A 13,657-nucleotide genomic window follows, 5' to 3' on the forward strand; every position below is an offset into this window, starting at 1 on the left:
TTCTCCGTCAAGCCAAGATCTCAGGGGGTAGAGATCAGGCCCGGCGTCTCGTTTTGCAGGATTACCGCTTTTTTGCGGGCAGCAGCACGCAGGCAACCCCGGTCAGAATCAGCCCCAGTGCAATCACCAGTGCCGGGGTCAGGGTATCCCCCAGCAGTACGACCGACCCGGTGACGCCGACCACCGGGATCAGCAGGGTACTGACCGCCGCCTGCCCGACAGAGACCCGGCTGACCACCACAAACCACAGCACCTGTGCGGCACACAGTGACAGCAGCAGGTGCCAGCTTATCGCCAGCCAGACCTGTGGCGGAAACCCGGACGGATCGGGCGGAGTTTCCAGCAGTGCCGCCAGAATGACCATCGGCACGGCGGAAATCACGTATTGCCAGCCGGTCACCGCCATCACCGCCCCGCCCCAGACGTGGCGCTTCATGACAATGGTGCCGATCGCCCATGACACGGCGGCAATCAGCATCAGCCCCGGCCCGAAGCCCTGTTGCAGGCCGTTCGGCCCCAGCAGAACCGCCAGACCGGCCATGCCGCAGACCAGACCGGCGATCTGCTGGCGGCGTGGCCATTCCTTCAGGACCGGAATCGCCAGCAGTGTCGCCCACACCGGCATGGTGAAGGCGATCACCGCCGCGCGTGAGGTCGCCATGCCAAGCTGGGCAAAAGCGGTACACAGATTGAAGACCAGCACATTGCACACCCCCGCCGCCGCCAGCGACGGCCAGTCACGGCGGGGAATAGACAGTGACCGTCCGGTCAGCCGGGTCAGGGACAGAATAATCACCGCCCCCAGTGAAAACCCGACCGCCCGCAGCGTCAGCGGCGGCACCTGTGACAGAATGGTTTTTACGGCAGGCCAGTTCAGCCCCCAGAACAGGCTGATCGCCAGCAGCATCAGGTATTTGGTCAGGCTCCGTCCGGGGGGTGTGGCTGCGCCGCCGCTCATTCTGGCTTCTTCTCCTTCAGCTCCACTTCGACGAAGGCGAAGGCGGTCCCGCCGATGTTCACCACATTGTGGGCGGTGCCTGCGGCCCGGAAATAGGAGACCCCGGGGATCAGCGTCACCTCACGCACGTCACCGTCAGGGCCGGTCAGCCGCATGACGCCGGGATGAAGGGGGACGATGGTATAGTCATACTCATGCACATGAAAACCGGTCTCTGCCCCGATGGCGAACTGCCATTCCGTGACGCGGACACGCTCATTTTCAACATGCAGAACCGGAACGGCGGTGACGGTGCCTGAACACATTTTCCTGAGCCCCTTCTCTGTTTACCCTGCCAAGACCTGCTTACCCTGTCAGGGGGCATCCGGGCGCGGGTGCGCCCGTGCCTCACACGCTTTCAAACCCGTCAAGAAAGCTGGCGAGGTTGGCGGCCAGCGCGTCAACCGCATACCCGCCTTCCTGCACCAGCACGGTCGGCAGACCGGCGCGGGCAATCATTTCCCCCATCACCCGGAACCCCGGCGTCGTTACACCGAACGCGGCCAGCGGATCATCCTTGAAGGTGTCAAAGCCAAGGGAAATGAACAGGATCTCCGGCGCGAACCGGGCGACGTCGGCAAGGCTTTCGGCAATCGCGGCCAGCACCGCCGGTTCATCCGACCCCATCGGCAGCGGGCGGTTGATGGTGTAGCCCTCGCCGAGGCCGGTGCCGCGTTCATGGGCATGACCGGCCATATACGGATAGAACACATTGGGGTCGGCATGAACCGACAGGAACAGCACGTCATTGCGGCTGTAGAAAATGTCCTGCGTGCCGTTACCGTGATGCACATCGACATCCAGAATCGCAACCCGGGGCGGGCGGCCCTGCTTGCTCAGCAGTGGCAGCGATGCCTGCGCAGCGATGGCCACGTGGTTGAGGTAACAGAACCCGCCGCCCATATCACGGGTGGCATGGTGCCCCGGCGGGCGGCACAGGGCATAGGCACTGCGGGTTTCGCCGGTGGCGACCAGCACGGCGGCATGGGTGGCGGCATGGGCTGCGGCGACCGTGGCAGTCCAGGTGTCTGCCGCAATCGGGGCCGAAGTATCATACAGATGGTATCCGGCCTGACCGACCACATGGGTCGGGTAGCTGGCCGGGGCGTTAGAGCGGTGAACATTGGGCGTCACCACCTCGCTGGCCCCCGGCAGGGCGACCCAGCGGGCATGCACCGATTCCAGAAATGCCAGATACTCGGGGCTGTGGACCGCGGCCCGGGGGCCGGGGCCGTAATCCGGCGGGGTTTCCAGCACGCCGCCACGGGCGGTCAGCACTCCGGCAAGGGCTTCCGCCCGTTCCGGCTTTTCCGGCATCGGGCGGCGTTCGCCGCGCTGGATGTAGTTGGGCGGGCGGTGGCCAAGGGCGTCAGGATGGAAGATGTAACGCATGGTCAGGTCTCTTTCCTCTCAACGGCCGGCAGTCGCCAGCAGCACATCAAACAGCACCGATGCGCCACGCGCGGCCTGATCGGGGCTGATATTTTCGATTTCGTTGTGGCTGATGCCGCCTTCACACGGGATGAAGACCATGGCCGTCGGCACCTTGCGGGCGATATAGACCGCATCATGCCCGGCCCCGGAAACGATATCGCGGTGGCTGTAGCCGCGCCGGGTGGCACTGTCGCGCACCCGCCCGACCAGAACCGGATCAAACGGCGTGGTCGGAAAGTTCCAGAACTCGCTGATGCTGACGGTCGCCCCGGCGGCGGCGGCCAGATCGCCGATCTGCTGCCGGAAAGCGGCCTCCATCGCGGTCAGGGTGCCGTTATCCGGGTGGCGCAGATCGACGGTGAAGAACACCTCGCCGGGGATGACATTGCGGGAATGCGGACGGACATCAAGAATACCGACCGTGGTGCAGGCATCGCCCGGTGTGGTCATGCCGATATCATGGATGGCCTGCACCATCCGTGATGCCACCACCAGCGCATCACAGCGCAGGCGCATCGGGGTCGGCCCGGCGTGGGCTTCGCGCCCGGTGACGGTCACCTCAAACCAGCGCTGACCCTGTGCCCCGGTGACAACACCGATCTGTCTGTTCTCAACCTCAAGAACCGGGCCCTGCTCAATGTGGGCTTCCAGATAGGCGGCCATCGGGTGATCGGTGGCAGACCGGGTACCGTTATAACCGTGCCGGACCAGCTCATCCCCCAGACGGGCACCATCCTGCGCGATCTGGTCAAGGATCTCCTGCACGGTGAAAACCCCGGCAACCACGCCTGAGCCCATCATGGGGGGGGAAAACCGGCTGCCTTCTTCGTTCATCCACACCGTCAGTTCCAGCGGGTGGCGGGTGACGATGCCGTGGTCATCCAGACTGCGCAGCACTTCCAGACCGGCCAGAACCCCGAAGATGCCGTCAAACCGGCCGCCGGTCGGCTGGGTATCCAGATGGCTGCCCATCACCACCGGCGGCAGGCTGTCATCCTGCCCGGCCCGGCGGGCAAACAGGTTGCCGACCTGATCGACCGACAGGGTATAGCCCGCCTCAAGACACCAGCGGCTGAACAGGTCTCGGCCTGCCTTGTCTTCGTCGGTCAGGGCCAGACGGCAGCTGCCCCCGGCGACGCCGGGGCCGACCTTGGCCATTTCCATCAGGGTATGCCACAGGCGGTCAGCGTTGATGCTCAGGCTGGGGACCAGCCCGTTTTGCAGGGAGTCAGTCATGACACGGTATCCTTAACCACAAGTCAGGAACGGCAGGTCAGGCGGCAACACCGGGGGAATATGTCCGGGTGCGGGCCCGCAGATCGGTCAGGGCGAGAACGGAGCGCAGCGTCGGCACATCGACGCTGACCCGCTCGGCCAGTTCAATGACGGAACCAATGATTGCCTCCAGCTCCAGACGGTTTCCCGCCTCGTAATCCTGAAGCATGGAGGTCTTGAAATCTCCGACGGTGGCCGCCATGGCGATCCGTTCGTCGGCAGTAATGGAAAACTGCACCCCAAGCCGTTCAGCCACCGCCTGCGCTTCCAGCATCATGGTGCGGCCGACGCCCCGGGTGCCGGGGTCATTACACAGAGTGCCGAGGGTGGCGGAGGTCAGAACGCTGAGGGGGTTAAACGCCAGATTGCCCCACAGTTTGATCCAGATTTCATCGCGGATGCGATCGGTGGCACGGGCGGCGAACCCGGCCCTGCCGAACAGGTCGACAAGCTCTTTAACCTGCGGCCGGTTCCGCCCGGCGATGTCACCGAAGACGAAACGCTGGTCGTTGATGTGCCGGATCCGCCCCGGCCCGTGATTTTCGACCGCCACATAGGTGGCGACGCCGACAATCCGTTCCGGTGCGACGGTCCGCCACAGCACGCTGCCGGGATCCACCGATGTCAGCGGCTGATCGGCCAGCGGGGCAGGCTGGCTGTAGGGGTACCACCACGGAATGCCGTTGACGACAGGCACCACAATGGTGTCCGGCCCCAGCAGCGGGTGCAGGCTGTCAATCACGCCCCGCAGGGCATAGGCCTTGACGCACAGGAACACCACATCCTGCGGCCCCGGCTCCAGCGGGTCATCCGTAACGGTCGGGAAGGAGCGCAGAACCCGGTTGCGTGGCGTTACCAGCGAGATCCCGTCGCGGCGGATCGTATCCAGCGGGATGCCACGGGCCAGCAGCGTCACGCTGGCCCCGGCATCGCTGAGGCGGGTCGCCAGCAGGCAACCGATCGCCCCCGCCCCGATCAGGGCGATTTTCATGACGGATGCCCCCCGGCAGCCGACCCGGCGCGTTCCGCCAGCAGCTCCGGCGGAATCTGCCATGCCTTGCCGGGGATGGCATCCAGCAGGGTGCGGGTGTATTCGTGCTGCGGGTCACCGAAGACCGACTTCGACGGGCCGATCTCGACGATTTTGCCCCGCCGCATGACGGCAATGGTGTCACAGACCTGTGCCGCCACCCGCAGATCATGGGTGATGAACAGCATCGACAGGTTCAGGCGGTGGCGGATGTCGTCCAGCAGCTTCAGCACCTGCGTCTGGACGGAGACGTCGAGCGCCGAGACCGGCTCGTCAGCCACCAGCAGGGTTGGGTCCATGGCCAGAGCCCGGGCGATGGAAATACGCTGCCGCTGCCCGCCGGAAAACTGGTGCGGATAGCGGTCGGCGGCGGATGCATCCAGCCCGACCATCTGCAGCAGGTCGCGTGCCCGGCTCAGGGCCTTCGCCTTATCCTCACCAAAGGCCACCGGCCCCTGAGAGATGATATCGCCCACCGTATGCCGGGGATTGAGCGAGGCGTAGGGGTCCTGAAACACCATCTGAATATCGCGGCGGAAGGGCCTGAATTCGCGGCGCTTCAGCCCGAGAAGGTTCTTCCCCTTGAACAGAATTTTACCCGAGTTGGGGGCCATCAGGCCGACGATGCTGCGCCCGAGAGTCGATTTGCCCGAGCCGGATTCCCCGACCAGACCGACGGTTTCCCCGGGGTGGATGGTCAGGCAGATGTCGTCTCCGGCCACGACCTGACGGCCCTTGCGCAGGAAGCCGCCGCCGACGGTGAACACCTTATTGACGTTTTCCGCCACCAGCAGGGCTTCGCCGGATTTGCTGAAGTCGGCGCGGTGCTCGATGTAGTGGGGGACCGAGGCAATCAGGTGACGGGTGTAAGGATGGGTCGGGGCATTCAGCACCTGATGGGCGGTGCCGATTTCCACCAGCTTACCGTGCTGCATCACGGCCACACGGTCAGCAATTTCCGCCACCACGCCAAAATCGTGGGTGATGAACATCACCCCCATGTGACGTTCGGCCTGAATGGAGCGGATCAGCTCCAGAATCTGCTTCTGGGTGGTGACATCCAGTGCGGTGGTCGGTTCGTCGGCGATCAGCACGTCGGGCTCGCAGGCCAGCGCCATGGCGATCATCACCCGCTGCCGCTGCCCGCCGGACAGGCGGAAGGGGTAGGACTTTGACAGATCCGCCGGATTGGGCAGGCCGACCTGCGTCAGCAGCTCCACCACCCGGGCGGCGCGGGCCGCCTTATCCAGAGAGGTATGGACCCGAAGACTTTCCTCGATCTGGTCCCCGACCTTTTTCAGCGGGTTGAGGGCGGTCATCGGCTCCTGAAACACCATGGCGATCCGGCCACCGCGCAGGGCGCGCTGTTCCGTCTCCGACATGGAAAAAAACATTGCGGCCACGGAACAGAAGCTCGCCGCCGGTCACCTTCACATGCGGCTTGGGCAGCAGGCCCATGGCGGCATGGGCGGTCATCGACTTGCCGGAACCGGACTCCCCGACGACACAGAGGATTTCATTCGGGTTCAGGGTAAAGGTCAGGCCTTCGACCGCGTGCGGGCGGTCAGCCCCGGCGGGCAGGGCAATGGTCAGGCCGCGCACATCCAGCAACGGTTCAACAGCGGCGACGGAAGCAGGGGTCGGGGACATGGCGGAACCCTCAGTCTGGGGGGCGGAGGCCCGGCCCGGGGCCGGGAAAGGGGTAACGGTGCCGGTCATGCGCTGTTACCTCCCCTTACGGGCCAGTTTGGGGTTCAGGGCATCGTTCAGGCCTTCACCGATCAGGTTCAGGCTGAGGACGGTCAGCAGGATGGCCAGACCGGGGAAGAAGCTCATCCACCACGCTTGCCGGATCACCGTGCGGGCCGCACCGACCATGTACCCCCAGCTCATCTGGTTAGGGTCGCCGAGGCCAAGGAAGGACAGGCTGCTTTCCAGCAGAATGGCGGTTGCCACCATCAGCGAGGCCGAAACGATGATCGGGGACAGGCTGTTGGGCAGAATCTGGCGGACGATGATGGTCAGGTTGGACTGGCCGGTGGTGATAGCGGCCTGCACAAATTCCCGCGACCGCAGTGACAGAAATTCCCCACGCGCCAGACGGGCCAGCGGCGGCCACGACACAATGGCAATCGCGGCAATGATGCTGGTGCTGCTGGGAGTGAAAATCGCCACCAGCACAACGGCCAGAACGAAGTTGGGGATGGTCTGGAACAGTTCGGTGAAGCGCATGATCGCATCATCGACCACCCCGCCGAAGAACCCGGCCATTGCCCCCAGCGACACCCCGATCAGCAGGGCGACCCCGGTGGAGACCAGACCGATCCACAGCGACATCCGTGCCCCGTGGGCGATACCGGCGGCAATGTCACGGCCCAGTGTATCGGTGCCCAGCAGGGCCCCGTCACTCATCGGCGGCAGGAAGGGGGCATTGACCATTTCCCACGGGCTCTCGGGGAAGACCACGCCGGAGAACAGCGCCATCAGCACCACCACGGCAACGATTGCCAGCCCGAACACCGCGCCCTTGTTGCGGGCATAAGCCACCCAGAAACCGGAAGAGGTCTTCATTTCGCCACCTCGATGCGCGGATCAACCAGCGTGTAAATAAGATCGGTCAGAATGTTGAAAACAATCACCATAACCGAGCTGAAAAAGAAGATGCCCAGCAGCACCTGATAGTCGCGCTGCAACACCGCATCAAAGGCCAGACGGCCGATTCCGGGCCAGGCGAACACGGTTTCCACCAGAATGGAGCCGCCGATCAGGTGGCCGCCCTGCACCCCGGCGACAGTGATCACCGGCAGGATGGCATTGCGCAGGATGTGGCCGAAGACGATCCGGCTTTCGCGCAGGCCCTTGGCGCGGGCGGTCTTCACGAAATCCATATCGCGGACTTCAAGGATCGAGGCGCGGGTCATACGGGCATAAACGGCCATGTAGAACAGGCCCAGGGTGAACACCGGCAGCACAAGATGGGCAAGGATATCGCCAAGGCGGTCAAGCCCGGTCAGACCGGCACCGACGGTTTCAAACCCGAAGGCAGGCAGCCAGCCCAGCGAAACGGAAAACAGCAGGATCAGCATCAGGCCGACCCAGTAGATCGGGGTGGCGTAGGCCAGCAGGGCAACCACGGTGATCGCGCTGTCAGACCATTTGCCGGAATTGATTGCCGCCAGTGTGCCAAGGAGAATGCCGCCGACCAGCGCAACCACAAAGGCGGACAGGGTCAGCATCAGGGTGGCGGGCAGGCGGTCAGCGATCAGGTCCCACACCGGGCGCTGCTGGCGGTAGGAAAACCCGAGATCCCCCTGCGCCACGGTACCGACATAGGTCATCAACTGTTCGTGCAGGGGCTTGTTCAGGCCAAACTGTTCCCGCAGCTGTTCGACAAACTTGGCATCGGCGGCACCGGCTTCACCGGCCATCACCATTGCCGGGTCGCCGGGGGCGGCATGGACCAGCAGAAAGTTGAGAACGACAATCGCGAACAGGATGACGACGGCCTTGACCATCCGGCCCGCAAGAAACGGGACTAAACCGGCCATGCGCGGGATCTCCTTACAACATCAGGATAGAAAAAAGAGGGGCGGAACCGGTAGGGGAGTAGGCTGGGAGACCTTGGTTCCGCCCCAATGGGGGATAACGGCTATGGATTACGGCTTGCTCAGGTAAACCGAGTCATAGCTCTCATTCACCCCGACCCCGGTGGTGATGACGTTGTTGAACTTCTTCGACACGAAGGTCGGGAACTGCATTTCCAGCAGCCAGACCACCGGCACGTCATCAACAAGGATCTTCTGGACTTCGCTGTACATCGCCTGACGCTTGGCAGCATCGTTTTCCTTGGCGGCGGCGGTGAACAGTTCATCCACCTTTGGGTTGGAATACCCCATGGTGTTGGAGAACATCACACCCTTACGGATGTTGTCAGACACATAGGTCCGGGACACGCCCAGAGCCGGATCACCATACTGATAGGTGAAGTTGGTGGTGATTTCGTAATCCCAGTTAGAGACACGCTGCACCCATCCGGCGACATCGGTGCTTTCCAGCACCACGTTGATGCCGACCTGCTTCAGGGACTGCTTCAGATATTCGCCCAGACGCTGCCAGGTTTCGCCATAGGGCATCGGCATCAGCTTGACGGTGGCGCGCACGCCCTTGGCATCGGGCTTCAGGCCCATTTCGTCGAGCAGCGCCTTAGCCTTATCGACATTCTTGGCATAGGGGACGATGGAGGAGTCAAAATGCTTGGTCGAGGAGTTGAACGGGCCGCTTGCGACCTTCCCCAGACCGAACCAGATCTTGTCGCGGATGAATTCGCGGTCGATGGCGTACATAATCGCCTGACGGAAACGCTTGTCATCCAGCGGCTTGACGCGGTGGTTGATTTCCAGCCACGACACCGGAGCAATGAATTCATAGCCTTTGGTGGTGAAGTTAAGGGACTTCACTTCCTTCAGGCGGGCAACATCGAACGGCTCGATATCATTGTACTGCGACTGATCAACCTGCCCGCTTTCCAGCGCCAGAGCGCGGGAGGCAGCATCGGGGATCACGCGGAAGTAAATGTTATCAAGGTACGGCAGGCCCGGCTTGTAATAGTCTTCGTTCCGGACCAGATGAATGTAGCTGCCCTTAACCCATTCCTTCAGCTTGAACGGACCGGTCCCGATCGGGGTGGCGTTGGCCGGGTTGTTGCGGTAGTCGGTACCTTCATACAGGTGGGCCGGAATGATCGGGGCTGAGGCCACTTCAAACGCACGGATAAAGGCCGGGAACGGCTCTTTCAGTTTAAAGACAACGGTGTTGTCATCCGGCGCGGTGATGGATTCACAGCGGGCGAAGTTGGCGCGGGCGCGGGAATGCACTTCCGGCAGGAACTTGGTGGTCGAGAAGATGACGTCCTTGCTGGTGAAGGGCTTGCCGTCATGCCACTTAACGTTTTCGTGCAACTTGAAGGTATAGGTCAGACCGTCTTCGGAAACCGTCCAGCTTTTTGCCAGCGACGGCAGCGGGTCGAGCTTTTCATCATAGGTCAGCAGACCCTGATAGATCTTGCCGGCCACGGTCTGGGTCGGGCCCTGCTGGTTCAGGCCCAGTTGCAGCATCGGCGGCTCCGGCTGCACGATGATGTTCATGGTGCCGCCCCGGGCCGGGGTATCAGCCGCAAGCGCCGGAGAGACGAAAGACGGAACGGAGGGAGACAGCGCCGGGACAGCCAGCGCCAGCAGGCTGGCAGCGGCAAGGTGACGGAAGCGGTAGCTGATAAAGCTCATTGCAGGGTCCTCTCCAGAGTGTCGTTACAGACGTTCAGCTTCCCTTGCTGAAAAATCAGGGACGGGCGGTTTCCGCTCCGGGTTGGGTGCGCGGCGGGCAGGGTGGGCACCCCGGCATTGCGCACCGCACACCGGGGGGAAAGCGGGGAGTGGGGATCAGGCCCGGAAACCGTTGCCGCCCTTGGCGTCAATCCAGCGCAGGACGGCGTCCCATTCCAGAACACCGGCGCGGGGGTATTTATGTTCATACTGCTGGGCTGTGCGTTCACAGACTTCCGGGGTCGGCAGATACAGCCCGCGTCCACCGGCCAGCGTCGCCACCTGACACTTGCAGGAATCCTCAAGGTAGTACATCAGCACGGCGGCTTCCGGCACATCGGCACCGACGGTCAGAAGACCATGATTCCGCAGGATCATGCTGTGATGGTGCCCCAGATCGGCAGCAAGACGTTCACGCTCTTCCAGATCCAGCGCGATGCCTTCGTAGTCATGATAGGCGATGCGGTTATACCAGCGCAGGCTGTGCTGGTTGAGCGGCAGCAGGCCGTCGGCCTGACTGCTGACCGCCATGCTGGCGACAGTATGCAGATGGATCGCCGAGCCGATATCCGGGCGGGCATGATACAGGGCGGAATGGATGGTGAACCCGGCCGGGTTCATCCCGAACTCACTCGGTTCTACCAGATTGCCTTCAATATCAACCTTTACCAGATTGGAAGCAGTGATCTCGTGGAACATCAATCCATACGGATTGATCAGGAAGTGGTGCGGCGCATCCGGCACCCGGGCCGACATATGGGTATAAATCAGGTCAGTCAGGCCAAGCAGATCAAACCAGCGGTAGGCGGCAGCCAGATCGACGCGGGCTTTCCATTCAGCATCGGACATCCCCGGGCGCGGGGCGGATTTAACGGCAGAAGCAGACATCGTGAACTCTCTCTTTCCGGGCAGCCAGAAGACAGGCAGAAAAACGGGCAGGGCAGAGGGGGATCAGTCCGTGACCGGCTCCAGACCACACCAACGGGCGATAAACAGGGCCAGCACGGCGGTCACTTCCTGCACCGACGCAAGATCAACCGATTCATCAATGCCGTGGATCCGGCTGGCGTGCGGGCCATAGCAGGTGGCCGGGGTGTCGCCGTACAGGGCGAAGAAGCGGGCATCGGTGGTGCAGGTCATGGCAACCCGGCGCGGAGTGCTGCCGGTGATGGCGCGGTGGCTTTCTTCCAGCTCGGTCAGTACATCGGCATCGGCGGGCAGGGCGAAGCCCTCAGCCTGAAAACCGCCGTACCGCACGTCGGCCTTCACCCCGTTCAGCGCCGGGTCGGTGCGCAGGGCCTGTGCGATGGTCTTTTCCACCGCAGCCTGCACCGATGCGACATCCTGCCCGGGGTGGAACCCGACCCGCATATCCAGCGTGCAGCGGGTGGGGACCGATGACGCCCATTCGCCGCCCTCGATCTTGCCCAGATTGAACTGGATCGGGTGGTCGTGGCCGTCAAAGGCCGCGTGACGGTGCGGGCAGGCCCGGTCATTCCAGGCCTGTTGCAGCGGCTTGAGGTGGGCAGCGATGGCGTAGGCGGATTCAATGGCATTGCGCCCGGCCCCGGTATCCAGCACATGGGCCGGGGTGCCGGTGACGGTGATCTGCAGCCACATCACCCCGACCTGTGCGGTCATCAGGGTCTGGCCAAACGGCTCCGGGATAACGGCGGCATCGGCACGGTAGCCACGGTGCAGGCAGGCCAGCGCACCGTTGCCGGTACATTCCTCTTCCACCACCGACTGCAGAAACACCGGGGCCGCAGGCTGATACCCCATGCGGCGCAGGGCTGCGAAGGCGGCAATATAGGCGGCAATACCGGCCTTCATATCGCCGACGCCCCGCCCGTACATCCGGCCATCGCGGATGACCGGATCAAAGGGATCGGCTGACCACAGGTCCGCCGGGCCGGTCGGCACCACGTCAATGTGACCGTTGAGAATCAGCGACCGACCGATGTGGGTGCGGGGCTGATAGATCCCCACCACATTATCACGGCCATCGGGGGCGGTGACGGATGGGGAGAAGCCGGGCAATGCCCGCAGGGCATCAAGATCGATCGGGAAGCGGTCAACGGTCAGGCCGAGGCCGGTGAAAACCCCGGCGATAAGATCCTGTGCTGACTGCTCCTGTCCCAGCAGGGACGGATGGCGGACCAGATCCGCCAGCAGGGTAACACAGGCGTCATGGCCATCGGCCACCACGGCGGTGAGGGCAGAAAGAAAACCGGGTGAACCGGCAAGGGACATCGGATCGCTGGCGGGGGCCATCAGCGTTTGTCTCCTGAAGCCGGACACATCACAGGTGTTTCCTGGCCGATGAGGTCGGCCGGGCCTGAGTGTCCGCAGATGTGAATACCGTCCTGTCGGGCGCCGTCCGGTTTTTATCTCGGCCCTGTTTCTGGCCGGTCCGGTATCGGTTTATGCCCTGTTGCTATGATTAGGCCTGTGAAGAACGGGGGTCGCAAATTGTCATTTTTCATTCAGCATATAAATTGTATTTATGATCACCCCCGCCCCCCCGGAGACTCCCCATGCCACCATCCCGCCCTGATGATCACGCTTTTGACCGCTTAAGTCATGACCTGGACTGGAATCTGCTGCGCACCTTTATGGTGATTGTGCAGGAAGGCAGCATCACCGGCGCGGCGGCCCGGCTTTACATCACTCAGCCCGCCGTCAGTCTGGCCCTGAAACGGCTGGAGGAACGGCTGGGCCGCCGCCTGATTGACCGGGGACCGGGAAAATTCCGGGTCACCGCAGCCGGTGACGTCGTGTTTAACGAGGTGGTCGAGGTGTTTGGCGCGGTATCCCGCCTTGGGTCTCTGGTGCGCGATGTTAAGGAAGAGGTGACCGGGCACATCCGCATTCTGATGACCAGCCGCATTCAGACTGACATTCTCGATTATGTGCTGCGGACCTTCCATCAGCGCTACCCTCAGGTTACGACGCGGATTGACGTCATGGCCTCGGCTGATGTTCATATCGCTCTTCAGCAAAGGGTCGGAACCTTCGGAATTTGCCTGATGCGGGAGGCGATCCCGGGGTTGACCAGCGAAGTGCTGGTCCATCAGACCTACCGGCTGTACTGCGGGCCGGACCACCGGCTTTTCGGTAAAAAAGACATCAATCTGGCTGAGCTGCGACACGACAATTTCGTGTCTTTCACGTCAGATCAGATTGATGGGGCCCTGTCACCGCTGGCGCTGTTCCGGGCCCGGGAAGGCTTCGCCGGGCGGGTGATCGGGGCGTCGGCCAATCTGGAGGAAGTGCGGAGGATGATCGTCTGCGGGCTGGGGATCGGCCCGCTTCCGGAACATATTGCCGCCCGCGATGTCCATGCCGGGCTGCTGTGGGAGCTGCCGCCCTATGAAGGCATCGCCCCGGTGGATGTGCACATCATCTGGAATCCTGATGGCCGCTTCAACCGGGCGGAACGCGCCTTTATCGACGAGCTGGTCGGACAGGTCAAAGGGCGCCCGATTGAAGAGCGGGTGCCCTCCATGCTGCCTCGTGACTGAAGGGTAGAAGACCCTTAGGGCCTCCACCCGCCCGGCGCGATGACCATAAAGTTGATTTATCAGGGTGTGTGCTGAT

At 62.9% G+C, this 13,657-nt stretch carries 13 protein-coding genes; 1 reads left to right on the forward strand and 12 read right to left on the reverse strand.

The annotated features are described in order from the left end of the window. Window positions 1-61: 61 nt before the first annotated feature. From G365_RS0101775 to G365_RS0101825, 12 genes are all read right to left on the reverse strand, one after another. Complete coding sequence (locus G365_RS0101775; RefSeq protein ID WP_019643783.1) at window positions 62-958, reverse strand: DMT family transporter; 897 nt, start codon at window positions 956-958, stop codon at window positions 62-64. Continuing rightward, window positions 955-1,263 carry a cupin domain-containing protein gene (locus G365_RS0101780; RefSeq protein ID WP_019643784.1) on the reverse strand — a complete coding sequence of 103 codons (309 nt, stop codon included), beginning with the start codon at window positions 1,261-1,263 and terminating at the stop codon, window positions 955-957. The genes G365_RS0101775 and G365_RS0101780 overlap by 4 nt, the downstream gene beginning before the upstream one ends. Window positions 1,264-1,345: 82 nt before the next feature. Next, a complete protein-coding gene (locus G365_RS0101785) occupies window positions 1,346-2,389 on the reverse strand; it encodes a histone deacetylase family protein (protein ID WP_019643785.1) in 1,044 nt (347 codons plus the stop codon). A gap of 18 nt (window positions 2,390-2,407) precedes the next feature. Further along, a complete protein-coding gene (locus G365_RS0101790; RefSeq protein WP_019643786.1) occupies window positions 2,408-3,667 on the reverse strand; it encodes a Zn-dependent hydrolase in 1,260 nt (419 codons plus the stop codon). A 37-nt stretch (window positions 3,668-3,704) separates the two neighbouring features. Then, window positions 3,705-4,697: a 2-dehydropantoate 2-reductase gene (locus tag G365_RS0101795; protein ID WP_019643787.1), complete on the reverse strand. Its 993-nt coding sequence runs from the start codon at window positions 4,695-4,697 to the stop codon at window positions 3,705-3,707. After that, the gene (locus G365_RS19905; RefSeq protein ID WP_407635433.1) at window positions 4,694-6,073 is read right to left on the reverse strand and encodes a dipeptide ABC transporter ATP-binding protein; all 1,380 of its coding nucleotides are present in this window, start codon (window positions 6,071-6,073) and stop codon (window positions 4,694-4,696) included. The genes G365_RS0101795 and G365_RS19905 overlap by 4 nt, the downstream gene beginning before the upstream one ends. Continuing rightward, window positions 5,979-6,386: an ATP-binding cassette domain-containing protein gene (locus G365_RS24530; protein ID WP_407635431.1), complete on the reverse strand. Its 408-nt coding sequence runs from the start codon at window positions 6,384-6,386 to the stop codon at window positions 5,979-5,981. Before G365_RS24530 ends, G365_RS19905 begins: the two co-directional genes overlap by 95 nt. 75 nt (window positions 6,387-6,461) lie before the next feature. After that, complete coding sequence (locus G365_RS0101805) at window positions 6,462-7,307, reverse strand: ABC transporter permease (protein WP_019643789.1); 846 nt, start codon at window positions 7,305-7,307, stop codon at window positions 6,462-6,464. Next, window positions 7,304-8,284 carry an ABC transporter permease gene (locus G365_RS0101810; protein WP_019643790.1) on the reverse strand — a complete coding sequence of 327 codons (981 nt, stop codon included), beginning with the start codon at window positions 8,282-8,284 and terminating at the stop codon, window positions 7,304-7,306. The genes G365_RS0101805 and G365_RS0101810 overlap by 4 nt, the downstream gene beginning before the upstream one ends. Window positions 8,285-8,392: 108 nt before the next feature. Next, window positions 8,393-10,018, reverse strand: coding sequence for an ABC transporter substrate-binding protein (locus tag G365_RS0101815; RefSeq protein ID WP_019643791.1), 1,626 nt, complete (start codon window positions 10,016-10,018; stop codon window positions 8,393-8,395). 156 nt (window positions 10,019-10,174) lie between these two features. Continuing rightward, window positions 10,175-10,945 (reverse strand): class II aldolase/adducin family protein, encoded by a 771-nt coding sequence (locus tag G365_RS0101820; protein WP_019643792.1) that lies wholly within the window; start codon window positions 10,943-10,945, stop codon window positions 10,175-10,177. Window positions 10,946-11,008: 63 nt separating this feature from the next. Then, window positions 11,009-12,331, reverse strand: a complete 1,323-nt coding sequence (locus tag G365_RS0101825) for a M20 family metallopeptidase (protein WP_019643793.1) — start codon at window positions 12,329-12,331, stop codon at window positions 11,009-11,011. Between the two features lie 263 nt (window positions 12,332-12,594). Here G365_RS0101825 and G365_RS0101830 point away from each other — a divergent pair, with 263 nt between their 5' ends. Beyond that, entirely contained in the window at window positions 12,595-13,581 is a 987-nt protein-coding gene (locus tag G365_RS0101830) for a LysR family transcriptional regulator (RefSeq protein ID WP_019643794.1), read from the forward strand. The last annotated feature ends 76 nt before the right edge of the window (window positions 13,582-13,657 follow it).

Source organism: Novispirillum itersonii subsp. itersonii ATCC 12639 (assembly GCF_000381985.1).
GTDB classification, from domain to species: Bacteria; Pseudomonadota; Alphaproteobacteria; order Rhodospirillales; family Rhodospirillaceae; genus Novispirillum; species Novispirillum itersonii.